This window comes from Magnetospirillum fulvum (genome assembly GCF_900108475.1).
Classification (GTDB): Bacteria; Pseudomonadota; Alphaproteobacteria; order Rhodospirillales; family Magnetospirillaceae; genus Phaeospirillum; species Phaeospirillum fulvum_A.
Genome location: NZ_FNWO01000001.1, coordinates 169,319 through 191,307, shown reverse-complemented (window position 1 = coordinate 191,307; position 21,989 = coordinate 169,319). Strand labels below are relative to the sequence as shown.

The 21,989-nt window shown below is 63.0% G+C and carries 21 protein-coding genes and 1 tRNA gene; 8 read left to right on the top strand and 14 right to left on the bottom strand.

Annotated elements, in window-relative coordinates:
- Positions 1–4: 4 nt before the first annotated feature.
- Positions 5–1,264, bottom strand: a complete 1,260-nt coding sequence (locus BLW40_RS00835) for an MFS transporter (RefSeq protein ID WP_074764584.1) — start codon at positions 1,262–1,264, stop codon at positions 5–7.
- Between the two features lie 198 nt (positions 1,265–1,462).
- Between BLW40_RS00835 and BLW40_RS00830 the strand changes: the two genes are divergently transcribed.
- Both BLW40_RS00830 and BLW40_RS00825 read left to right on the top strand, forming a co-directional pair.
- Entirely contained in the window at positions 1,463–2,275 is an 813-nt protein-coding gene (locus BLW40_RS00830; protein ID WP_074764582.1) for a substrate-binding periplasmic protein, read from the top strand.
- Between the two features lie 54 nt (positions 2,276–2,329).
- The gene (locus BLW40_RS00825) at positions 2,330–4,372 is read left to right on the top strand and encodes a sensor histidine kinase (RefSeq protein WP_139305441.1); all 2,043 of its coding nucleotides are present in this window, start codon (positions 2,330–2,332) and stop codon (positions 4,370–4,372) included.
- A gap of 9 nt (positions 4,373–4,381) precedes the next feature.
- On the opposite strand, the gene cowN is transcribed toward BLW40_RS00825, so the two are convergent.
- The 3 genes from cowN to BLW40_RS00810 form a co-directional block, all read right to left on the bottom strand.
- Positions 4,382–4,714, bottom strand: a complete 333-nt coding sequence (gene cowN / locus BLW40_RS00820) for a N(2)-fixation sustaining protein CowN (RefSeq protein WP_074764578.1) — start codon at positions 4,712–4,714, stop codon at positions 4,382–4,384.
- A 139-nt stretch (positions 4,715–4,853) separates the two neighbouring features.
- Positions 4,854–5,633: a LytTR family transcriptional regulator DNA-binding domain-containing protein gene (locus BLW40_RS00815; RefSeq protein WP_074764576.1), complete on the bottom strand. Its 780-nt coding sequence runs from the start codon at positions 5,631–5,633 to the stop codon at positions 4,854–4,856.
- Positions 5,630–6,172, bottom strand: coding sequence for an FUSC family protein (locus tag BLW40_RS00810; RefSeq protein ID WP_074764574.1), 543 nt, complete (start codon positions 6,170–6,172; stop codon positions 5,630–5,632). Before BLW40_RS00810 ends, BLW40_RS00815 begins: the two co-directional genes overlap by 4 nt.
- Before the next feature lie 156 nt (positions 6,173–6,328).
- On the opposite strand from BLW40_RS00810, the gene BLW40_RS00805 reads away from it, so the two are divergent.
- From BLW40_RS00805 to BLW40_RS00795, 3 genes are all read left to right on the top strand, one after another.
- Positions 6,329–8,128 carry an assimilatory sulfite reductase (NADPH) flavoprotein subunit gene (locus BLW40_RS00805; RefSeq protein ID WP_074764572.1) on the top strand — a complete coding sequence of 600 codons (1,800 nt, stop codon included), beginning with the start codon at positions 6,329–6,331 and terminating at the stop codon, positions 8,126–8,128.
- A 2-nt stretch (positions 8,129–8,130) separates the two neighbouring features.
- Positions 8,131–9,870: an NADPH-dependent assimilatory sulfite reductase hemoprotein subunit gene (locus BLW40_RS00800; RefSeq protein WP_074764570.1), complete on the top strand. Its 1,740-nt coding sequence runs from the start codon at positions 8,131–8,133 to the stop codon at positions 9,868–9,870.
- A 157-nt stretch (positions 9,871–10,027) separates the two neighbouring features.
- Positions 10,028–10,549: a helix-turn-helix domain-containing protein gene (locus BLW40_RS00795; RefSeq protein ID WP_074764568.1), complete on the top strand. Its 522-nt coding sequence runs from the start codon at positions 10,028–10,030 to the stop codon at positions 10,547–10,549.
- Here the strand turns inward: BLW40_RS00795 and BLW40_RS00790 are convergent.
- Together BLW40_RS00790 and pdxH are read right to left on the bottom strand one after the other, a co-directional pair.
- Positions 10,497–11,441: a cation diffusion facilitator family transporter gene (locus BLW40_RS00790; protein WP_139305440.1), complete on the bottom strand. Its 945-nt coding sequence runs from the start codon at positions 11,439–11,441 to the stop codon at positions 10,497–10,499. The two genes, BLW40_RS00795 and BLW40_RS00790, sit on opposite strands and share 53 nt — an antisense overlap.
- Complete coding sequence (gene pdxH / locus BLW40_RS00785; protein WP_074764566.1) at positions 11,414–12,016, bottom strand: pyridoxamine 5'-phosphate oxidase; 603 nt, start codon at positions 12,014–12,016, stop codon at positions 11,414–11,416. Before pdxH ends, BLW40_RS00790 begins: the two co-directional genes overlap by 28 nt.
- A gap of 285 nt (positions 12,017–12,301) precedes the next feature.
- On the opposite strand from pdxH, the gene BLW40_RS00780 reads away from it, so the two are divergent.
- A complete protein-coding gene (locus BLW40_RS00780) occupies positions 12,302–13,240 on the top strand; it encodes a DnaJ C-terminal domain-containing protein (RefSeq protein WP_074764564.1) in 939 nt (312 codons plus the stop codon).
- A gap of 382 nt (positions 13,241–13,622) precedes the next feature.
- Here the strand turns inward: BLW40_RS00780 and BLW40_RS00775 are convergent, their stop codons facing one another.
- The 3 genes from BLW40_RS00775 to BLW40_RS00765 form a co-directional block, all read right to left on the bottom strand.
- On the bottom strand, positions 13,623–14,063 hold the full coding sequence (locus BLW40_RS00775) for a response regulator (protein WP_074764562.1): 441 nt from the start codon (positions 14,061–14,063) through the stop codon (positions 13,623–13,625).
- A 112-nt stretch (positions 14,064–14,175) separates the two neighbouring features.
- Complete coding sequence (locus BLW40_RS00770; protein ID WP_211656693.1) at positions 14,176–15,489, bottom strand: MFS transporter; 1,314 nt, start codon at positions 15,487–15,489, stop codon at positions 14,176–14,178.
- A gap of 75 nt (positions 15,490–15,564) precedes the next feature.
- Positions 15,565–15,657 (bottom strand) — tRNA-Ser (locus BLW40_RS00765).
- A gap of 488 nt (positions 15,658–16,145) precedes the next feature.
- Here BLW40_RS00765 and BLW40_RS00760 point away from each other — a divergent pair.
- A complete protein-coding gene (locus tag BLW40_RS00760) occupies positions 16,146–16,586 on the top strand; it encodes a ribbon-helix-helix domain-containing protein (RefSeq protein ID WP_244511007.1) in 441 nt (146 codons plus the stop codon).
- A 41-nt stretch (positions 16,587–16,627) separates the two neighbouring features.
- Entirely contained in the window at positions 16,628–16,840 is a 213-nt protein-coding gene (locus BLW40_RS17275; RefSeq protein ID WP_074764557.1) for a hypothetical protein, read from the top strand.
- A gap of 60 nt (positions 16,841–16,900) precedes the next feature.
- On the opposite strand, the gene BLW40_RS00750 is transcribed toward BLW40_RS17275, so the two are convergent.
- The 5 genes from BLW40_RS00750 to frdD all read right to left on the bottom strand — a co-directional run bounded on the left by BLW40_RS00750 (position 16,901) and on the right by frdD (position 21,987).
- Positions 16,901–18,754 carry a hypothetical protein gene (locus BLW40_RS00750; RefSeq protein ID WP_139305439.1) on the bottom strand — a complete coding sequence of 618 codons (1,854 nt, stop codon included), beginning with the start codon at positions 18,752–18,754 and terminating at the stop codon, positions 16,901–16,903.
- Between the two features lie 165 nt (positions 18,755–18,919).
- Positions 18,920–19,429 carry a hypothetical protein gene (locus tag BLW40_RS00745; protein ID WP_139305438.1) on the bottom strand — a complete coding sequence of 170 codons (510 nt, stop codon included), beginning with the start codon at positions 19,427–19,429 and terminating at the stop codon, positions 18,920–18,922.
- Between the two features lie 95 nt (positions 19,430–19,524).
- Positions 19,525–21,204, bottom strand: coding sequence for a methyl-accepting chemotaxis protein (locus BLW40_RS00740; RefSeq protein WP_074764552.1), 1,680 nt, complete (start codon positions 21,202–21,204; stop codon positions 19,525–19,527).
- Between the two features lie 97 nt (positions 21,205–21,301).
- Entirely contained in the window at positions 21,302–21,568 is a 267-nt protein-coding gene (locus BLW40_RS00735) for a hypothetical protein (protein WP_074764550.1), read from the bottom strand.
- Positions 21,569–21,648: 80 nt separating this feature from the next.
- Positions 21,649–21,987 (bottom strand): fumarate reductase subunit FrdD, encoded by a 339-nt coding sequence (gene frdD, locus BLW40_RS00730; RefSeq protein ID WP_074764548.1) that lies wholly within the window; start codon positions 21,985–21,987, stop codon positions 21,649–21,651.
- Positions 21,988–21,989: the final 2 nt, after the last annotated feature.

Here is a 21,989-nt window from a genome sequence, read left to right as displayed (position 1 = left end):
GGGCTCAGTCCGAGTCCGTCTCGCCAGCGCGGCGGTGCCGCTCGGCCCGCAAGCGGGGCAGGTGGCGCTGGAACAGGATTCCGGCGGCGGCGCAGATCAGACCGCCCACCGCCACCGTCGGCGGTGCCCCGATCCGTCCCGCCAGCATCCCGGCCAACAACGCGCCGAACGGGGCCATACCGATGAACATGATCGAATAGAGCGCCATGGTGCGGCCGCGATAGCGGTCGGGCACCATCGTCTGGATCAGGGTGTTGGTGGCGGCCATCTGGACCATGAAGGCAAATCCGGCTCCGACCAGGATCGCGGCGGACAGCCAGAACCAGGGCGACAGGCTGAACAGCACCAGCATCAGGCCGAACGCGGCCGAGCCGTGGGCGACCCAGTTTTCCAGTCCCTGGGAATTGCCCCGCGCCGCCAGCAGGATCGCGGCGGCAAGGGCGCCGAGGCCCGAGGCGCTCATCAGCATCCCCAGCCCGGCCGGGCCGCCGCCGAGAATGCGGTCGGCGAAGATCGGCATCAGCACGGTATAGGAGATCCCCATCAGGCTGGAGATGCCGAGCAGCAGCATCAGCGCCCGGATCGGACCGTGTCCCACCACAAAGGAAAAGCCGTCGCGGACATGGGCCAGCACGCTGCCCTGGCTCGGTGGGCGTGGTTTGTGCTGCCGTCGCATCGCCAGCAGACCGGCGATCACCGCCAGATAGCTGATTGCGTTGAGGGCGAAACACCATCCTTCGCCGCCCGCCGCGACCAACAGACCCGCAATCGCCGGGCCGAACAGGCGGGCACCGTTGAACAGCGAGGAATTCAGCGCGATCGCGTTGGGCAGATCGTCATGCCCGACCATTTCGACAATGAAGGCCTGACGGGCCGGGATATCGAAGGCGTTCGAGACTCCCAACAGCGCCGCCAGGATGAACAATTCCCAGACCTGGACCCGCTCGGTCAGGGTCAGCCCCGCCAGGATCGCCGCCAGAACCATCGCGCCGGTCTGGGTCATCAGCATGATGCGGTGGCGGTCGAAGCGGTCGGCAACGACGCCGCCCAGGGTGGCGAGCAGAAACACCGGCCCCTGGGCGGCAAAGCCCATCAGTCCCAGCAATTCGGCTGAACCGGTCAGGCGGTAGACCAGCCAGGATTGCGCCACCGTCTGCATCCAGGTGCCAACCAGGGAGACCAGTTGGCCAGCAAAGAACAGCCGGTAATTGCGGTGGTGGAGGGCGCGGGCAAGATTGGCGAGCGAGGAATGGGGGAGGGTCATGGTCTTTTCAACTCCGCCCGAAGCCGGGCGGCAGGTCAAGCGCCCTGTTTGGAAATTGTCCAGATTTATCGGGGACTGTCCGTATTCCTTGTCTTGGCTGGCGGGATATCGAAAAATCACTCAAGATCGCCGATGACACTATCGGTGGCGCCGCCGCTTTGGGGGCAGGGACGATCAACGGTCGGGAAAGGGAGACGGATGTCGGTTTGGCGGCGATGGTGGGCGGGCGGGCTTGCAGTCACAATCTTAGCGATTGCCGGCGCGACCGGCGCTCCGGCCCTGGCCGCCGACGATCGTCAGGCGACGATTCATCAGCGCGGGGTTCTGCGCGTCTGCATCTGGCCCGATTATTACTCGATCACCTATCGCAATCCCCGCACCGGCACGCTGGAGGGGATCGACATCGACATGGCCCGCGCCTTCGCCGCCGATCTGGGGGTGTCGGTTGCCTTTATCGAAAGCTCGTTTCCCCGCCTGATCGATAATCTGACCGAGAATGCCTGCGACATCGCGATGCATGCGGTGGGCGTGCGGCCCGATCGCGCCGCCCATGTTGCGTTCAGCCAGCCGACGCTGATCAGCGGGATCTATGCCGTCACCTCGCGCGATCATCCGACCTTGCATAGTTGGGCCGATATCGACCGGCCCGGAATGGTCGTCGTGGTGCAAAAAGGGACCTATATGGAGCCCGAGATGCGCCGCCGTCTGGTCCACGCCGAAGTCCGCGTGGTGACCGCCTTGCAGGAGCGCGAGCGCGAGGTCGAAAGCGGCCGTGCCGACGTCTTCATGACCGATTATCCCTATGGGCGGCGGATGGCCGATCTGACCGATTGGGCAAAGCTGCTCGAACCGCCGGTCCCCGTCGCTCCGACCGCTTATGCCTATGCCCTGCCCAAGGGAGAGCCAGCCTGGCTGGAGCGGGTCAATCGCTTTGTTGCGGCAGTCAAGGCCGACGGTCGCCTCCGCGCGGCGGCCGAGCGCCATCGTCTGTTACCGATTCTGGCCAAGTAGCGGGGAGGAGGGATGGGACACCCCGTGCCGCCGCCCTCCCGCCCTGTGTCCCCCGTGACTGCCATTGGCGGCCAGCGCCTGCGCCCGTCCAAACCGATGTGGACCGCCGGTTTACTGGGGCTGGCGGTGGCGGGGCTGTTCGCGGCGGCGGTGGCGGTGTCGCTGCGCGACGCGATCGAGCATCAGGGGGACCGTGCCCATCTGGTCGCCTCCCTGGCCGAGGAAAGCCTGACCCGCAGTCTGGAATCCACCGAAAGCTCCCTGGCCGCGATCGGATCGGTGGCGCGGAATCCCGGCACCGAATCCGCCCTGCGTCAGGCGTTCGAGCATTCGCTCCGCTTTGCCCCTCATCTGCGACAGGTGGTGGTGATCCGCCGCGACGGCCACGTCCTGGCCGATAGCGCCAATCGCTCGACCGGGCAAAGGGTCGATCTGGCCCGGCTCGGATTTCAGAAGGATGTCGGTGGCGAGGCTCCATCGGAGCCGAGCCAGCTCGACGTCGGCGGCAACGTCACCGGGCGCTATCTCCCCATTCTTGGTATGTCCCCCGATTTGTCGCCCCGCAGCATCGTCCCGGTGGCGCTGGCCGCTGGTCCCGACCTGATCGTGATCGGCGCGCTTAATCCGACCCACCTGATGCGGCTGCTGTCGCTGGCCGGGCTGGGACCGTCCAGTTCGGTCCAATTGACCCGGCTGGACGGTCAGCCGATCCTGGCCGCCGAGGATCGGGACCGCTCGATCCTGGCAGGGGGGCGGGGGGTCTCGCTGGTCCAGGTGGTCGATCAAGGGCTCACACACGGGATGTTGACCCTGTCGAGGCCGGGAGACGCCGGGGTGGCCGCGTTCCGTCTGTCGTCGCATTACCCGCTGGCGGTGGTGGCAGCGATTTCGCGCCGAGACGGTGTCGAAATCTGGCTTCGTAGCAGTGGAACCCTGCTGTTCTGGGGGGCGGTGTCGTTGGGCGGCCTGCTGGTCGGTGGCGGGCTGCTGCTGCGCGAGATGGTGCGCCGGGTCGGCTTGCAGGACGAGGTGCGGCTGCTGAGCCTGACTCAGACCGTGTTCGCCCATTCGGCCGAGGCGATGCTGATCACCGACGAGGAGAACCGCATCCTTGCCGCCAACCCGGTTTTTGCGACCCTGACCGGGTTGGACGCGGCGGCGCTGGTCGGGCGCTCTCCCGACGCGTTCCTCGGGCCGGTAACGGTCGAAGACCGCGGCGACGGCAGTCCCTCGCACTGGCGGCTGCGCTCGCAAGACGGCACCTCGCGCGCGGTGACGATGACCCGCGCCCCCCTGGGCAGCGGCAGCGTGATCGTGACCTTGAACGACATTACCGAGCGGATCGACAACGAACGGCGGCTCCAGGACGCGCTGCGTCAGGCCGAGTTCGCCAACCGGGCCAAAAGCGAATTTCTGGCGGCGATGAGCCACGAACTCCGCACCCCCTTAAACGCGATCCTGGGGTTTTCCGAGATCATCCGCGACGAACTGGGCGGGCCGATCGACCCGTCATTGTGCCGCGATTTTGTCGCCGACATCTACAATAGCGGCTCGCATTTGCGCGATATCATCAACGATCTGCTCGACCTCGCCCGGATCGAGGCGGGAAAGCACAATCTGGTCCCGCAGCCGCTCGACATCATGGCCGAGATCGCGATTTGCACCCGATTGGTGCGCGAGCGCGCCTCGCATCACGGACTGGATCTGGTGGTCGAGACGTGCCCCGAATCCTGCTCTGCCGTGCTGTACGCCGATCAGCGTGCGGTGCGCCAAATGCTGTTCAACCTGCTGTCGAATGCGATCAAATTCACCCCGTCCGGGGGGCGGGTCGCCGTGTCCTGCCGCTGCGACCCCGACGGAACCGTCCGGTTGATCGTCAGCGATACCGGGATCGGTATCGCGCCGGAACTGCATGAAACGGTGTTTCACGCCTATGAGCGGGTGCCCAACACCGAAATTCGCAAGATCGAAGGCAGCGGCCTCGGCCTTGCCTTGGTGCGGACGATGATGGATCTGCACGGCGGAGCGGTGACGCTGGAGAGCACGCCCGGTCTGGGCTCGACCTTTACCCTGGTCTTTCCTCCCGTTCCGGCCTGACCGTCGCGGTCAGAAACACTCTTCCTCGAGCTTCTTCAACGCCTCCATCGCTTCGTCATCGTCATGGTCCTCGAACAGTTCGACCATGTAGTAAACGTGGGAATGGAGCAGCAGCAGCTTGTCGGTGGTCGCGGTCGCGCTGCTTTCGGCCAAGGCCAGACGCTCGCGGAAGCGGATCCACAGGGCGTTGTTCTTCGCCGGGTCGTCGATGTGGCGATAGAGATGGCCCAACACCACCTGCATGTTGCCTTCGAAATCGATGCCGCGAAAGCTGATATAGCGGTCGGGGTTAGAGGCGGACTCATCCGGGGACAGGGAGAGCGAAGCCGGGGAAGACGTCATGGACCGTACCTTCATACCAGGAGAAGCCGAACCTTGGGCTGCGTTAAGGTGACATCGTGGCGCCCAAGCGGACAAGTGCTTGCGCGTGAACCGTTTGATATCTGCATGAACGGCATCGAAGCTGCACGGGCGACCAGGATCATACCGCAAGCAAGCGGCGCACCAGGTCGATTTTGTCGCGGCTGACCGGGATCAGGGTCGAGTCCGGATCGGCCAGGCGGAGGTGGAGGCGACCGTGATCGCGCTCGGCAGCGAGAACGTGGCGGATGTTGACGAGATGGCGGCGATGGACCCGCACGAAGATCGCCGGGTCGAGCCTGCGTTCGAGATCGGCCAGCGAGCGGGGGCAGAACGCGGAGAAGGCCAGGGTTTTCGCTTCGGCGTAATGGCCCTGGGCGGTCAGGCAAGCGACCTGATCGACGTCGATCAGGGTGGTGACGCCGCCCTTGCCCCGCATCAGCGGCAGCTTGACCAGCGGGCCCAGGCCGTCTTCGCGGCTTTCTCCCATCTGAAGCTCGCCCTGGGCGTGGAACATCATGCAATAGCCGAGATTGGCCGGAGCCGGACCGGTCTGTAACCGGGTCACCTTCGCCACCAGACTCCCCATCGGTGTCGATACCAGCAGCGAGGCGGTGCCGTCGGCGGAATCCCGAGCGCAATCGATCAGCCAGCCGACCTTGGCCCGTGCCCCTTCGGGGTGAAGCGACAAGATATCGACCCCGAACAGCGGCGTGGCGGAGTCGCGGCCCAGTAACTGGCGCGCCAGCGGATTGGCCGCGCGAATCTTGCGGGCCGCATCGAGGATCACCACTCCGACCGGTGTCCGTTGCAGCCGGTACTCGAACGATGCGCCATCGACCGAGCCCGGGGCCAGGAAGGAGGCGGCTCGGTGCCCATGGGATTTGGCTTCGTCGGTCATCGTCTCTCTTTTCGGCGCAGCCACAGCGCCGTGACTCCCGCCCAAATCAGCGCCACTCCAAGGGCCATCGCCGACCCCAGACAGGATTCCAGAAAACGCAGCGAGGCGTTGCTGACCGGATGGAGGTCGGGATTGATCACGGTCAGGATCGTGATCACCGTGACCGTGATCGCCGACAGGCGGCCCCCATCGGTCATCTTGAGCAAGGCTCCGATCCCCGCCGCCAGTCCCGCCGCCAGGGCGAGGCCGATCGTGCTGAAGGGAAAGGCGGTCAGATAGGCGGCGGCGATCACCGCGCCGACCAGGGTGCCCCACACCCGCAAAATGGCGGCGGTGCGGGTGCCGGGCAGGTCGTCCTGGAGCGAGGCCAGTCCGGACACTGCCGCCCACATCGCGCCGAACAAAGCGGAATCGGGATGGATTAGTCCGGTGAAATAGAGGCCACCGCAATAAGACAGCAGGACGACGATGACAGCCTTTACCGCCCGGCTGAGAGCGAGGGAGCGGCGAAACGAATCGAGAGTGAGAGCGCGTATCATGTGATTTGGAAGATAAGGCGGGTGGCAGGTGGAGACAAGCCTGCCCGAATCGGTTCCCGGCCGAGCGGAAAATAGTGATGGCGTCCCATTGAGAAAGACGCTGCGGCTGCATAAATGCCGGTTGACCTGTTCCGAACAGCGACCATCCGAGGTTTCATGACAGCCGAATCCCCCCTTCGCGCGTCTCCCCTCGGTCCTGAGGCGGCACGTAAGCTCGACGACCTCGTCGGGTTGCTGTCGTTGGACGAGGCGATGTGGATCAGCGGCTATCTGGCCGGATTCGCCGCCCGCTCCCGCCCCGGGGCCGTCCCGTCCGCAGCCCGGACCGAGTCCGTCGCGACCGAGCCGCTGGTGATCCTGTACGGGTCACAGACCGGCCATTCCGCCGATCTCGCCCGCCATATCGAGCACCGCGCCATCGAGCGGGGGCTGGCCGCCCGCGCCATCGACATGGCGTCCTATCCGCTGCCGGAGGTCAAGGCACTCCGCCATCTGTTGGTGGTGGTCAGCACCTATGGCGAGGGCGATCCGCCGGATTCGGCGCGTGGATTTCACGAATTCCTGATGGGCCGACGGGCTCCGCGTCTGGCCGGGGCCGAGTTCGCGGTGCTGGGCCTGGGCGATTCGAGTTTTCGCCATTTCTGCAAGACCGCCCGCGAGATCGACGAGCGGCTCGAGGCCCTGGGGGCGCATCGCCTGACGACGCGCCTGGATTGCGACGTCGATTACGAAGAGGTCGCCGAGGCATGGATCGAGGCGACGCTGACCGCGATTGCGCCGCACCTGACCAAGGTTCCGGTCGTCGCCGTGGCCACTGCGACGGTCTCGTCCGGCGGATATGACGAGGCCAATCCGTTTCCGGCGCCGCTGCTTGACACGATTCCCATCACCGGACGGGGCTCGGACAAGGTGGTCCGGCATGTCGAACTGTCGCTGGAGGGCTCGGGTCTGGTCTATCAGCCCGGTGACGCCCTGGGGGTGCAGCCCCGCAACGATCCGGCGTTGGTAAGCGAACTGATCGAGACGTTGCGGCTGGACGGCGACACCGTCGTCGCCGCTGGCGGACGGTCGGAGCGACTGGCCACGATCCTGGAACGCTCGCGCGAGATCACTCTGGCGACGTCGCGCTTCATCGACCTCTATGCCGAGGCGGCGAAGTCGAAAAAGCTGAAGGTTCTGACCCGCCCCGATCGCCGCGACGATTTGGAAGCCTATCTGAAGGATCGCCAGATCGCCGATATCGTCCGTGAGTTTCCCGCCAAGGGGTTGGCTCCGGACGCCTTTGTCGCGATGTTGCGAAAGCTGCGGCCTCGCCTCTATTCGCTGGCCTCCAGTCCGCTGGCTTATCCCGACGAAGCTCATCTGACCGTCGGTCTGGTCGCGTTCGGGTCGGACGAGTATCCGCGCCGGGGGGTGGCCTCGGGCTGGCTGGCCGAGCGGTTGGGGCCGGAGGACACGGTTCCGGTCTTTATCGCCGCCAACGAGCATTTCCGCCTGCCCGACGACCCGACCCGGCCGATCCTGATGATTGCGGCGGGGACCGGTGTGGCGCCGTTCCGCGCCTTCATGCAGCATCGCGAGGCGACCGGGGCGACCGGCCGGACCTGGCTGTTCTTCGGTGACCGTCACTTCCGCACCGATTTCCTCTATCAGAGCGAATGGCAGCGTCTGGTCAAGACCGGGCTGCTGACCCGGATGGAGGTCGCCTTCTCTCGCGATCAGGCGGAAAAGGTCTATGTCCAGAACCGGCTGATCGAGCATGGACGCGAGGTGTTCGCCTGGATCGAGGGCGGCGGCCATCTCTATGTCTGCGGTGCCGCTGCCACCTTGGGACCGGCGGTCGAATCGGCCCTGATCCGCATCCTCGCCGACCATGGCGGTCTGCGCCCCGAGCCAGCCGCCGAATATCTCAAGCGTCTTCAGCGCGAAGGCCGCTATCAGAGGGACGTCTACTGACCATGGATGACCATCGCCCCGTCTCGCCCGACGACCGCTCGCGCGACGTCACCCAGCCGCTGTCGGCGCTCGGCCCCAACGAAAGCCTGAAGGCCGGCAGCGATTTCCTGCGCGGCACCATCGCCCAGGGTCTGACCGAGCCGTTGAGCGGCGGGATCTCCGCCGACGATCAGATCTTGTTGAAATTCCACGGCATCTATCAGGAAGATGACCGCGATCTGCGCGACGAGCGGCGGCGTCAGAAGCTGGAACCGGCTTTTGAATTCCTGGTGCGCTTGCGTATGCCGGGCGGGATCTGCCAGCCCGCGCAATGGCTGGTGCTTGACGAACTGGCCCGCACCTATGCCAACGGTACCTTGCGGCTGACGACGCGGCAGACCTTTCAGTTCCACGGTATCTTGAAGAAAGACCTGAAGCGGACGATCCAAGGCATTGATAAGGCTTTGATCGATTCGATCGGGGCCTGCGGCGACGTCGTGCGCGGGGTGCTGTGCGCCTCGCTGCCCGAGCGGTCGCGTCTGCACGCCGAAATGTACGATCTGGCGAAACGGACCAGCGAGCATCTGCTGCCGAAAAGCCGAGCCTATCATGAAATCTGGCTCAACGAGACGAAGGTGGCGGGGAGTCCGGCCGAGGACGAACCGTTGCTTGGCCGCACCTATCTTCCGCGTAAGTTCAAGATCGCCTTCGCCGCTCCGCCATCGAACGACGTCGATGTCTATACCCACGATCTCGGCTTTATCGCGATCGCCGAAGACGGCCGGTTGGCCGGGTTCGATATCGTCGCAGGCGGCGGGATGGGGCGGGCCGACAACGATCCCACCACCTTCCCTCGTCTGGCCGATCCGATCGGCTTTTGCGGTCCCGACGAGGTGATCGAGATCGCCGAGACGGTGGTGGCGATCCAGCGCGATTATGGCGACCGCGTCACCCGCAAGCACGCCCGGATGAAATACACGATCGACAATCGTGGGGTGGAGTGGTTCAAGGGCGAACTCGAGCGCCGCCTCGGCCGCCGTCTCGAGGCTCCGCGCCCCTTTGTCTTTACCGCCAACACCGATCCGTTCGGCTGGACCGAGGGAGAAGACGGGCGCTGGCACCTCACCCTGTTCGTCGAAAACGGCCGGGTCAAAGGGCGGATGATGGAGGGGCTGCGCGCCATCGCCGCGATCCATCAGGGCGATTTCCGCCTGACCGCCAATCAGAATCTGATCCTGGCCAATATTCCCGCCGCCGAGCGGGGGCGGATCGAGGCGATGCTGGCCGAGTACGGCATGGGCGAGGGCAGCACGGCTCCCAGTCAGTTGCGGCGCAATGCGATGGCCTGCGTTGCCTTGCCGACCTGCTCGCTGGCGATGGCGGAAAGCGAGCGCTATCTGCCCGGATTCATCACCCGGCTGGACGGAATTATGGCCGAATGCGGCCTTGCCGAGGTTCCGATCATTCTGCGAATGACCGGATGCCCCAACGGATGCGCCCGCCCCTATGTCGCCGAGATCGGTTTTACCGGGCGGGGACCGGGCACCTACAACCTCTATCTCGGCGGTGGCTATCACGGCCAGCGCCTCAATCGTCTGTTCCTTGAAAACGTCGATGAGGACACCATCGTCGCGACCCTCGCTCCGATCCTGCGCCGCTTTGCCGCCGAACGCTTTGCCGACGAACATTTCGGCGATTTCCTGATCCGGGTCGGACTGGTCGCGCCGGTGACCTCCGGTCGCGATTTCACCCCTATTAAGTGATAAATTTTTTCTGAATGGAGTTTTTATGGAGTGTACGACCTAAGGTCGTTACGCGATTTCATATATTTTCTTAGGTTGCCGAGTGTGCAAGGATGTTACGTCAGGGTTTTGTCAATCCGGACAAACCAGGGGATTCGCAACCTAGGCGGATTATATCGTGTCAAACACTCGTTCAAAAAGCCGAGGACGCACGCTTTCCGGGCGTCCTAACCCCGTCGATATTCATGTCGGTGAGCGTTTGCGCCTGCGCCGGATGGTGCTCGGCCTCAGTCAGGACGCTTTGGCGTGCTTGCTGGGGCTGACCTTCCAGCAGATTCAGAAATACGAAAGCGGGGCCAACCGCGTCGGCGCGTCACGGCTGTACGATCTCGCCCGCGCACTTGATGTGTCGGTCGATTATTTCTATGACGAAATGAACGAGCAGGTGAAGCAGGCCAGCCCCCGCCATCTGGCCAAGCTGGAGACAGAACCGGAGCTGCCCCCGGTTCTGGCCGTCAACAGTCGCGAAACTCTCGATTTGATCCGGGTCTATTACCGGATCAACGATCCGTCGGTACGTCGTCGCGTACACGACCTCGCCCGTGCTTTAGGGGTACAGCTCGAGCGTCACGCCGAGCGGGGGCGGCTTAGTCCGGAATCGGATGGATCTCGACAACCTCATCCGGATCCTGGTGAATGATGATCTCGAAGCGGGGGTATTCCGCCAGGATTGCCGCTTCGACCTCGTCGGCGATCCGGTGTGCCTCTGCCAGCGGCAAATCCCCCGGCAATTCGAGATGAAGCTGAATAAAGCCCTGTCGACCCGAGGTCCGGGTCCGCAAATCGTGCATGCTGCGCACTTCGGGATGGGCTAGGGTCAGTCTGCGGATGTTGTCGCGGTCGGAATCCGGCAATTCGCGGTCCATCAGCGTGTCGAGAGCGCCCCGCGCGATCTGGGCCGCGTTGTACATCAGCCACAGGCCGATCGCGATCGCGAAGATCGGATCGGCGATGGTCCAGCCCGGCCCCATCGCCAGCAAGAGCGAGACGATGACGCTGGCATTGATCGCGACGTCGCCAGCGTAATGCAACGAATCCGCCGAGATCGCCAGCGACTTGGTCCGGGCCACCACCCGGCGCTGGAACGTAACCAGGGCCAGGGTGGCCAGGATCGAGAACACCATCACGGCGATACCCCACTCGCCATGATTGACCGGTTCGGGGTGGACCAGACGGCCCCCCGCCTCGACCAGCAGCAGACCGCCCGAACCGACGATGAACGCCGCCTGCCCGAGTCCGGCCAGCGCCTCGGCCTTGCCGTGGCCGAAGCGGTGTTCGTGATCGGCCGGTTGCAGCGCCTGACGCACCGCCATCAGGTTCAGCGCCGAGGCGGCGAGATCGAGCGCCGAATCGATCAGGGTCGAAAGCAGCGCGACCGAGCCGGTAGCGATCCAGGCAGCCAGCTTGGCCGCGATCAACAGCGCCGCCGTCGCAGTCGAGGCATAGGTCGCCAGCCGCATCAGCCGGGCCTCGGCCTGTTCGGCCTCCCGCGAGGAGGCCGACGCTACGGGAACAGAGTGACGATCGTCCATTGTCCATTTTCCCGAAGAAAAACCTGCCGGTCGTGCAGGCGGAATTGGCGGTCCTGCCAGAATTCGATCCGTTGCGGCACCAGACGAAAGCCCGACCAGTGCGGCGGGCGCGGTACCGTGCCCAACCCGAAGCGGGCCGTGAACTCGGCAATTCTCCGCTCGAGTTCGAATCGGCCGGTCAGACGCTGCGATTGGCGTGAGGCCCAGGCCCCGATTTGGCTGGCGCGAGGGCGGCTGGCGTAATAGGCATCGGCCTCTTCGTCCGAGACCGGTTCGATTGCCCCTTCGACCCGGATCTGACGCTTCAGGCTTTTCCAGTGAAAGCACAAGGCAGCCTGGGGGTTTTCGGCCAGATCGCAGCCCTTGCGACTTTCCAAATTGGTGTAGAAGACAAAACCGCGCTCGTCCGCGCCCTTTAACAACACCATCCGCACGCTGGGACGACCGCTCGCATCGGCAGTGGCAAGCGCCATCGCGTTGGGATCGTTGGGTTCGTGGCGGGCGGCTTCGTCCATCCAGGCGTGAAATTGGGGAAGCGGGTCGTTCCCGTCAGCCGGTATCGAGGTATGGGGCATGATATCCTGTGGAATGGTTCCCCTTTGCCGGGGGCCCCTCAAAATGCCCTAATTTTCTCTTATATGGTAGTCGTTCCTTGACTCTGGTCTTGACGCGCAGAGACTGAGATGCAGCCGCAATTTGGTGTTTCCTTGCCGTCATTTCAGCGTCGCCGATCCGCTCCCGTCACGAGGGCGGTGTATTCCCCGGTGGTGAAGTTGGCCGAGTTTCCGTAACATGCCGCCCGATGGGAGCCCGACTTCTCCCACCCCCTGCTTTTTCTCGATCATGCGGACGCCGATACAGTGAAAGATCCTTATCAGATTCTGGGCGTGGCCAAGACCGCCAGCGACGACGAAATCAAGAAGGCTTACCGCGCCCTGGCGCGCGAGTTGCACCCCGACCTCAATCCCGGTGACAAAAAGGGCGAGGAGCGGTTCAAGGACATCTCTGCCGCCTATGACTTCCTGTCGGATTCGACTCGGCGGGGCCAGTACGATTCCGGCGAGATCGACGCGTCCGGCGCGCCGAGGCGGACTCGCTCGACCTGGCGTCCGGGGACGGGCGGCGGCACCGATTGGGGCTCGGCCGGGTCGGCCTGGGGCTCGCGCAGTGGCTTTTCCTTTGGTGACGATGCCGACGACATTCTGGCCGAGATGATGCGTCGCAAGGCCCAGGGCCGCGCCGCCCGTGCCGAGACCCATCGCGGCGGCAGTGAGGTTCGTCATTCGCTGACTGTGTCGTTTACCGACGCCGCCATGGGCGCAACCAAGCGGGTGACCTTGATCACCGGACGCACCGTCGAGGTCAAGATTCCAGCTGGGGCCACTGACGGTCAGACCCTGCGGCTGAAGGGGCAGGGGCAACCCGCCGGTCCGACCGCCGCAATCGTTCCCGACGCCTTCATCGACCTCCATGTCGAAAGCCATCCCTATTTCGTCCGCCGCGATCTCGACATCCTGGTCGATCTGCCGATCTCGGTGCAGGAAGCGGTGCTGGGCGGCAAGGTCACCGTGCCGACGATCGACGGCAAGGTCACCCTCAGCGTTCCGCCCGATTCGAATGGCGGTGGGGTGTTGCGGCTGAAGGGGAAGGGAATCGTCGGGGCGGACGGGGCTCGGGGCGATCAACTGGTCACGCTGCGGGTGATGCTGCCCGAGAACGACTCCGAGTTCAAAAAACTGATCGAGAAATGGGGGCCGCGCAACGGCTATGACCCTCGCGCCCGCGCTGGGATGGTCTAGAATCGACAAGTCGGTCGTGAAAAAGTCCTTCGGCCTTTGGCCTCAGTGTACTTTTCCCCGGTTCAAAAAGAATCCCCGTGCTCAATCAAGCTTTCCGCGCGGGGATGGATTTGGTTCCCTCCGAGGCCGATGGGCGACGCCCACGGCTTCGGAGGCGGGATTTCACCAGTTTTGCGCGCTTAAGCGGCGCAAAGCTGGTGAAACATACAACACGAAAAATGGGCGCTGGGCCGCCCCTAGCCCATTTTTCTCCTTTTAATCCAACGGGAAAAAGTACACCGAGCGACAGCGAGGGACTTTTTCACGGGAGAATCGACAAGAGGGGAGGGGGCGTTCAGCCCCCGAACCGAGCCGGTTCGGATCGCCCGGTTTCCCGGATCGGTCAGGCGCGATGGCCGGGGAGCCGCATTACCCCGAACCAATATTCCTGAATGCCCTGGATCGCGGCGAACAGGGCATCGACATCAACCGGCTTGGTGACATAGCCCGACGCTCCGGAACGGTAGGCGATGGCGATGTCGCGCTCGGCGTCCGAGGTGGTCAGCATCACCACCGGAATGTCGCGCAAATGGGTGTCGGCTTTCAGTTCGTTCAGAACATCGTGCCCGTTTTTGCGTGGCATGTTGATGTCGAGCAGGATCAGGTCGGGTCGGGGAGTGCCGTTTTTTCCGATGGTTCCGTCGCGAAGGAATTCCATCGCCGCAATTCCATCGGCGACATGGTCCAGCCGACAGGGGTAGCGGCCAACGGAAAACGCCGCCTTGACCAGACCGGCATCCCCGGGATCGTCGTCAACCATCAGAACGGCATAAGGGGACGGCATCGTGATACACGTCCTATCATTACGAATGAGTGTAAGTGTACCCCATCTTAGGCGAGAACGGGGTATACTTTCGTCCACCCAACAAGATTAATCGGAGTCGCGTCGTCCCGCCTCATGCCAAGGGGGGCGTGGGTTCCTGAGTCGGTTCGGTGGTTTGAGGGGGCAGCTTCAGCACGATCGCCCCGCCCAGCAGCAGCAGGACGGAAATCGCATACAGGGCGGCGGAACGGTCGGACGATAAGACCCGGGTCCAGATCGCCATGTTGGGGCCGATATAGCCGCCCAGATTGCCGACGGCGTTGATGAAGCCGATTCCGGCGGCGGCGGCGGTGCCGGTCAGGAACGCGGTCGGGATCGGCCAGAACAAAGGCAACGCGCCGATCACCCCCAAGGCCCCGATCGACAGAAACGCCGTCGCCAGCAGAGGCGAATCGGCAAACAGGCCGCTCAGTATCAGCCCTGCCGCACCGGCGGTGACCGTACAGACGAAATGCAGCCGCCGTTCCCCGCTGCGGTCGGAATGGCGGCTGATCAGGATCATGCCCACCGTTGCCACGCCATAGGGAATCGCCGACACCAGACCGACATCGAGATAGCTCTGGACGCCAAAGGAATGAACGATCGTCGGCAGCCAGAAGGTGATGCCGTAAAGACCGATGGTCAGGGTGGCGTAAACGAGGCACAGCGCATAGACCTTGCCCGACGTAAAGGCGTCGGCCAGATTTCGCTTTGGTTTACGTGCTTCACCCGATTCCAGGTTGGCGGACAAGATCGCTTTTTGCGCGTCGGTCAGCCATTTCGCCTCGGCGATCGAACTGTCGAGGTGAAACAGCACCCAGATGCCGACCAGCACCGAGGGGATACCTTCGACCACAAACAGCCATTGCCATCCGGCCAGCCCCGCCGTCCCCGACAGGGTTTCCATGATCAACCCTGAAATCGGATTGCCGATCACCCCGGCCAGCGGAACCGCCGCCATGAACCAAGCGGTCCGGCTCGCCCGCATCGACGAGGGATACCACAGGGTCAGATAGAAGATGATGCCGGGAAAGAACCCGGCCTCGGCGATGCCAAGCAGAAAGCGCATCACGAGAAAGACGGTTTCGTCGGTAACGAACATCATCGCCGCCGACACCAATCCCCAACTCATCATGATGCGGGCAATCCACCGTCTGGCACCAAATCGCCGCAGGGCCAGATTGCTCGGCACCTCGAAAAAGAAATAGCCGAGAAAGAAGATTCCTGCGCCGCTGGCATAGGCCGCGTCGCTGAGGCCCAGATCGCTCGACATCTGCAATTTGGCAAAGCCGACATTGACCCGGTCGAGATAGGCCAGGATGTAGCAGAGAAACAGAAAGGGAAGGATGCGGAGATCGACCTTGCGATACGCGGCGGCAACGGCCTGGGCGGAGGGGGGCACCATCATTCCTCCGGTTCGGATGTTGGATAACATCCGTCAGACGTCGGCGTTAAGTCGCAATGAATCCTTGCCGAGGCAAGGTGGCGGAGGGGGCGGGATTCGAACCCGCGCTAAGGTTTGACACCCTAGGACGGTTTAGCAAACCGTTGGTTTCAGCCACTCACCCACCCCTCCGCAGAAGGTGGTTGCTAACCACCGTGGCTGGAGCAGTGTTTCTAGCGGAAACTGCTTCGGCCCGTCAATGCCTCGTTTCAAGAATTTTGTCGAACCATCGATCAAACACAGTTCGGCGGAAAAAAAGGGAAGGCGATTCGAGGCGAAAGCCAACCCGGCCGTCCGTTTGCCTCCGCCCCGGTTTGCATTGGGATTGCCTTCCCCATCCTTACCCTTATTCCTTTTAACTCCGCCGCCTTTGGCGTGGGGCCTTCCCCGAGGAGGAAGGAGGCGCGCTTTGGCGTCGGGGTGCTGTACCTAAGCACAAATTCCTTAATAGGTGTATTCACCTCCCGTCCCAACACCTGCTTTTGATAGAAAGCTTATGCATTTGGTGATAAAATGCATGCGTTTAGACTTGTTTTCGGGTCGGCGACCTTCCCGACTGGGCGATGGTGGGGGGACACATGAGTTGCAGCGACACCAAAGGCGTCGTGGCCGACATCAACATGCGGATCGAGTTGAAACGCATGATCGATCGCACGCTGGCAATGGATAACGGTCCATTGGCGGCGATTCTCCAGGTTGCGGTCGGGACGCTGGACCAAAGAATTGCTCAACCGCAAAGCCACATCGAAGAGAAGGAAGAACCCCGCTCAATCTCCGCGATGATCTGCCGAAACGTGCGGGTCGATGGGCGACGGACCAGCGTCAAGCTGGAAGGAGAATATTGGCAGGTTCTCGAGGCGATGGCCTTTGAAACGGGGGGAAGCCTGGACAGGCTGTGCGACGCGGCCCGGCGCGATTATCCCTATCGCAGTCTTGCCTCTGCCCTGCGGGTCTATGCCTTGGCGATGCTGTCGCAAGCTGCGGCCCCGCCATCGTTTTTCCCGGCCGAGGGCTCTGATTCCGGATCGAAGCGGTCGGGCAGGAAACGGCAGACGGCATAAAAATAATAAGGAAAAACAGGTGAATAGACGAGGCTGGGGAAATGCTCAAAGTGCAGCTGGGAGATGTTTACGAGAGCGGCAATCGTTCCCGTGTCGTGTGGTCGGTGGACGGTCTCATTTCGGTTCCGGGGTTGGGCCAGATCGTGCGTCTGGTCCAGATCGACGGATTGGGAAAGGTGATGCTGACCGCAGACGATTTGATGTGCCAGCAGGGCTTCCGCAAAGTCAGGGACGTGGCGTTGCCGTTGACCTGATTGGGAGGCCGATCCGTAACCTGCCCGAGGGTGGGTGCCCTCGGGCAGTACCGGTTTTTGCTAATATTTCAGGTCACTTGCCCTGACAAAGCCCTTGAACAGCCAGGATTTGACGATCCGCCATTGGCCGGTTTGGTCGCGGTGGATCAGATGCGAGGCTCCCACGGGAAGGGTGAGCGCAATCGCCGTCTCCAGCGTCTCGCTGGAATTCAGGACATAGGCGTAATCGCTGATCTCGTTCGCAGCGAAATTCGCATAATCCTCTTCGGTTGAGTAGTAAGAAATTCTATCAGCTAATTGGGTGCCATAGCCCAGATTGTATTCCATCTGGTTGTGCATCCCGACTTTGGGGGGGTCGATGAACCACACCTTCGTGCCGGGGGGGAGCATCGCCTTTAGTTCCGGCGCGACCTCGGCGATATGCATTTTGACCTTGTGGATGTCAAAGCGCAGCAATCCCGCCCCCAGAACCGGCCCGGCGATGAGGACGAGCAGGCTGATCGTACCCCAGACGGCAACGATTCTGTTCCTGGTTGCGGTTTCCGCCTTGCGACGCCACACCACGCCAAGCAGAGCGGCAAGGGTCACCAATTGCACCCCGCCCAGTTGGGTGTTGTAGCGCCAGAACGACGCCGCCGAACTGCCTTCGTTGCCGATGAAGACGGCGATATAGGTCCATAGCAGGAAGGCGTTGAAGCCGAGAAACAAGATTGTGAAGACCTGGGTGATCGCCAGCGGCTGGCTGCCGCCTTTGATCAGCGTCCACAGACCAACCAGAACGATCAGGGCGGAGAGGCCGAAATAACCCGACTTGTTGTGGGTGACGGTCAGCATTGATCCCAAAGTCTCGGGCAATACGTTCCAATGCCATGTGTCGAATGCCGAGATCGGCATCTCGCCGCCGCCCAGCAGCATCACATGATGCTTCCACACCAGCAGCATCGCCAAGGCGACGAGGAACGGCGTCAGGGCCCAGCCCAACCGTCGCGGCGTCCGTCGTGCGACCATGGCCAGACCGATCAGCAGCAACCCGAACAGCGCCAGCGTCGATTGTTTGGTCATCACCAGCGCGGCGAAGACGGCGGTGGCCTGGAGCATCAAGGCCGGACCCGGACGGGAGTCCGTCTGAACCAGGCGCAGCCCGAGGATTACGGCGAAGGCCAGCGAAACCGCGGTGGCGCATTCGGCATAATTGGCCAGCACCAGCCGGGGAACGAAGGTCGGCGAGAACAGGGTGACGAAGGCGAGGGCGATGGCCGCGTCGCGCCAGCGCACGGCGCGTTCGGATCCGGGCGGTTCGTCGCGGAAGGTGCGGATCAGCAGCAGGGCCAGGGCACCGAGCAGGATGAGATTGAAGCGGTCGATCGCCGTTTCGGACAATTGCCCCGACAAAAGACTGACGAGATAGGCGACGATGGCCCCGGCAGGTGGGTACGCGGGGAACTGGCTGTCGGTCGGCTCCAGGCCCGGGCCGGGGAAATGATCGAACAGCACCAGATAGCGCAGGTTGGGCAGCCAGGTGCCGAAATCGTCGCCCTCCGACGCCTGCATCGAGGCCGTTACCGCCAAGATCGGCAGCAGCAGCACCAACAGCTTGACGATTCCGCCGCCCATCGGAACCGCCTTGCGGCGGATCAGGACGATTGCGAAGACCAAAGCGGCAAGCCCGGTCAGCAATGCCAGGATCGTCAAGGGGATCGCCAGCAGACTGTTACCGACGACGAACAGGACGACCACCAGTCCCCAGCCGACCACCAGATCGGCCGCAGCGACGGCGTCGCGGTTTCCGGTCACGATGCGAAGGCCAGCTCCGATCGTCGCCAATCCGGCGACGATCGCCAGGAATGCCGCCACCTGACCGAGCGCCGGAAGGGTCGGCATCAAAGCCGGCAAGGTGTTCAGAAGCAGAGACATCGAATCGCTCATGGAAACGACCTTATCATTTGAAACCCTGGCTTTATCGGAGATTTCGGCGATAACGGCAAGCTGCGCCGTCCCTGAAAAGCAGGACTTGCGCCCCAGGGATGCCGATCTGGGCAGGTTCTGCCGGGGATGGACGCCTCCGGTCGGCAAAAACGATCAGGATCGGTCGTTTTGTCCGAGCAATTGAGCGGTCAGAAACGAGGCCGCGTTGGTCCAACTTTCCATCCGTCCGTCCCGCCGCATCGCCTCGAAATCGATCGTGAAGGTCAGTGCGGGGCGGTCTTGCCATTGCGCCTGGGTCATCGCGGTCGGCGATTTGACCACCGTGCCCCCCAAGGCTTTGGCGATCTGCTGGGCGCGGCGTTGCGCCAGTTGCGGCCCGCCAATCTCGTCGTTTTCGAGGACCAAACGACCGAAAGAGCCGGAAATTTCGGCATAGCCTTCGTTGCTGACGCTGGCCACACTCTTCCCCCCGACCTCAATCCGGGCATATTCGCCGTAATCGGTCTGTCCATTGGGAACGGTATATTCCTGCTCGATGATCTCCTTGGTCTGGCGATAAAAATCGACCAGATCCTGTCCCTCGAGCCTGACTGCCTTCACCTTCGACATGTCGAGGGGGCGTAAGGAGGAAACCGGGATGCCGTGGGAGGGCGAAGACGTCATGAGAGCGATCCTTTCCGCAGGATTCCGCAAGGTGCGGCGTTTTCAGCTTATGCAAACGCCGCACCAAAATCCTTGCGAAGGGCCGCCGACTTGGATCAGGACATCAGCCGGGACCGGAAGTCGCTGATCTTGTGGTCGAGCAGCGAGGCCTGTTGCGCCAGGGTTTCCGACGCCCCCGACATCCCGCTCGCCGAATCTCCGACCCGCCCGGTGGCATCGCTGACAGTGCGGGTGATGGCCAGAACGGATTCGGTATCGTTGGCGGCGTGATGGACGCTGGCGGCGATTTCGCGGGTGGCGGCGGCCTGTTCTTCGACTGCGGCGGCAATGGCCGAAGATATGCCGTTGATTTCGTTGATTCTGGCCGTGATGGTGCGGATTGCTTCGACCGCTCCCGAGGTCGCGGTTTGAACCGACTGCACTTGGGCGATAATCGAATCCGTCGCCTGGGCGGTCTGGTTGGCCAGGGTCTTGACCTCGCCTGCGACAACGGCGAAGCCCTTTCCGGCTTCACCGGCCCGGGCCGCCTCGATCGTCGCATTCAGCGCCAGCAAGTTGGTCTGGCTGGCGATATCGGTGATGAGGTTGATTACCTGGGAAATCTGATCGACCGAATCCGCCAGCGAGCGGATCTGCTCGCCGGTCTTGTTGGCTTCGTCAACCGCCGAACTGGCAACGCGGGTCGAGGTCGCCGCCTGCGAGCCGATCTCACGGATCGATGCCGCCAGTTCCTCCGCCGCCGAGGCGACGGTCTGGACACTGGAGGTGGCCCGGTCCGAAGCCTGGGCGATCTGGTCGGTCTGTTTCGTCGTCGATTGCGACAGCGTCACCAGATCGTTTGCCGCGGTTCGCATGTTCTCGGCCGAGGTGGCGACCGCCTGGGCGATCCCCTTGATCTCGTCTTCGATCTGGGTCGCCAGACGGTTGAGGATCGCACGCTGGCTGGCTTCGGCTTTTTCTTGCTCGGCTGCGGCGCTGGCTTCCAGCGCTTTCATCTGCCGCAATGTGTCGCTGAAGCGGACCACCGCCGTTGTCAGCACGCCGACCTCGTCGCGGCGATCGCTGGCGGCCAGCGTCACCTCGGTATTCCCGGCCAGCAGGCGGTCGATTGCGGTCGTGATGTCGTTCAGTGGCGCCACCATGTGGCGGCGGAACAAGATCGCGGCGATGACGATAACGATGATCCCGACCGTCCCGGTCAGGATCATCAGCCCGGCATAATCCTGGAACCGCGCTTTGACGTCGTCCATGTAGACCCCGGAAATCAGCACCATCTTCCAGGGTTCGAACGACTTGACATAGCTCAGTTTTTCGACGGCTTCGTCATGGCCGGGCTTGGGCCAGTAATAGCTGACATAGCCGCTTTTCCCGGACTGCTGGAAGAAATCGCGGTAGAAATAGCGCCCGGTCTTGTCTTGGATGTTGTTAAGGTTCTTCCCCTCCAATTCCTTCTTGATCGGGTGCATCATCATCACGCCGCTGACGTCGCTGACGAAGAAATATTCGCCGTCGCCGTAACGCAGGCCGCGGATGGTGTCGAGGGCGGCGGCGACGGCGTCGTCGTGGGACAGCTTGCCCTCTGTTTCCAGCCCTTGATAATGAACCAGCACCGAATGAGCGACATCGACCGAGCTTTGCACGGCGAACTGACGCTCCTTGAGGACGGCGGAATTCAGGATGCCGAGGCTTAGCCCCAGCAGCACGGCGACGGTCAGTCCCGAGAGGCTGATGATCATGAACAGCTTGGACTGGAAAGAGAAATCGCCGATTCGCATAGGAAGCCTCCACTGACCATCGATAATTGGTCAAAGGCTACCTTGGAAAAGGTTACCTAATAATAAAAGACTGACCAGACGAAGAGAGGTTCGCCATTTAAGGGCGAGATAATTCATGGATAACGAAGGCGACGTGTTCGGCGGCTTCGGGATGGGGACGAAAGCGGCGGAATTCTCCGGCGGCTGCCCAGTGTCCGTCCAGCAGATCGCGGCGGATTTCAGGTGAGACCTGGGCAATCTCGCTTTCGATATCGGAAACCGCGATCACTGCCTTGGTCTCGATATCGACCACATCCCAGGAATAGCAGGGCGGAACGCTGCCGCGAATGCCGTTGTCCCGGATGGTGAACAGCCTGAACCTCACGGCGGATTTCCTTGGGCGGGTGTGGTGGGAGGGGACAAGACGACGGAGCGGACGACCCGCTCCGCCGCCAGCGGGGCGATTTAGAGCTTCAGCAGGGCGATCAGCGATACGGCGGCGACAAAGGTGGCGGTGCCGTAACACACCCGCTTCAATCCCAGTCCGCCGCCCCAGCCGAGATCGTGGGCGGTGGCCTGGATGCGATGAGCGGCGTGCCAGGCGGGCAGGGCCACCAGGGTCAGAATGATCAGCTTGCCGATCCAGCCCGCGGCCAGGGCGCGGATGTGATCGTAGGAGAGGTCGAGCAACCCGAGCGGCAGCAGTACCCCGGTGGCGAGGATCAGTGCCGGGGTGACCAGGGCGGCGACCATGCCGCCCGCGCCGAACGGCATCCAGACGAAGGGTTCGTTCGATTTGGTCATGG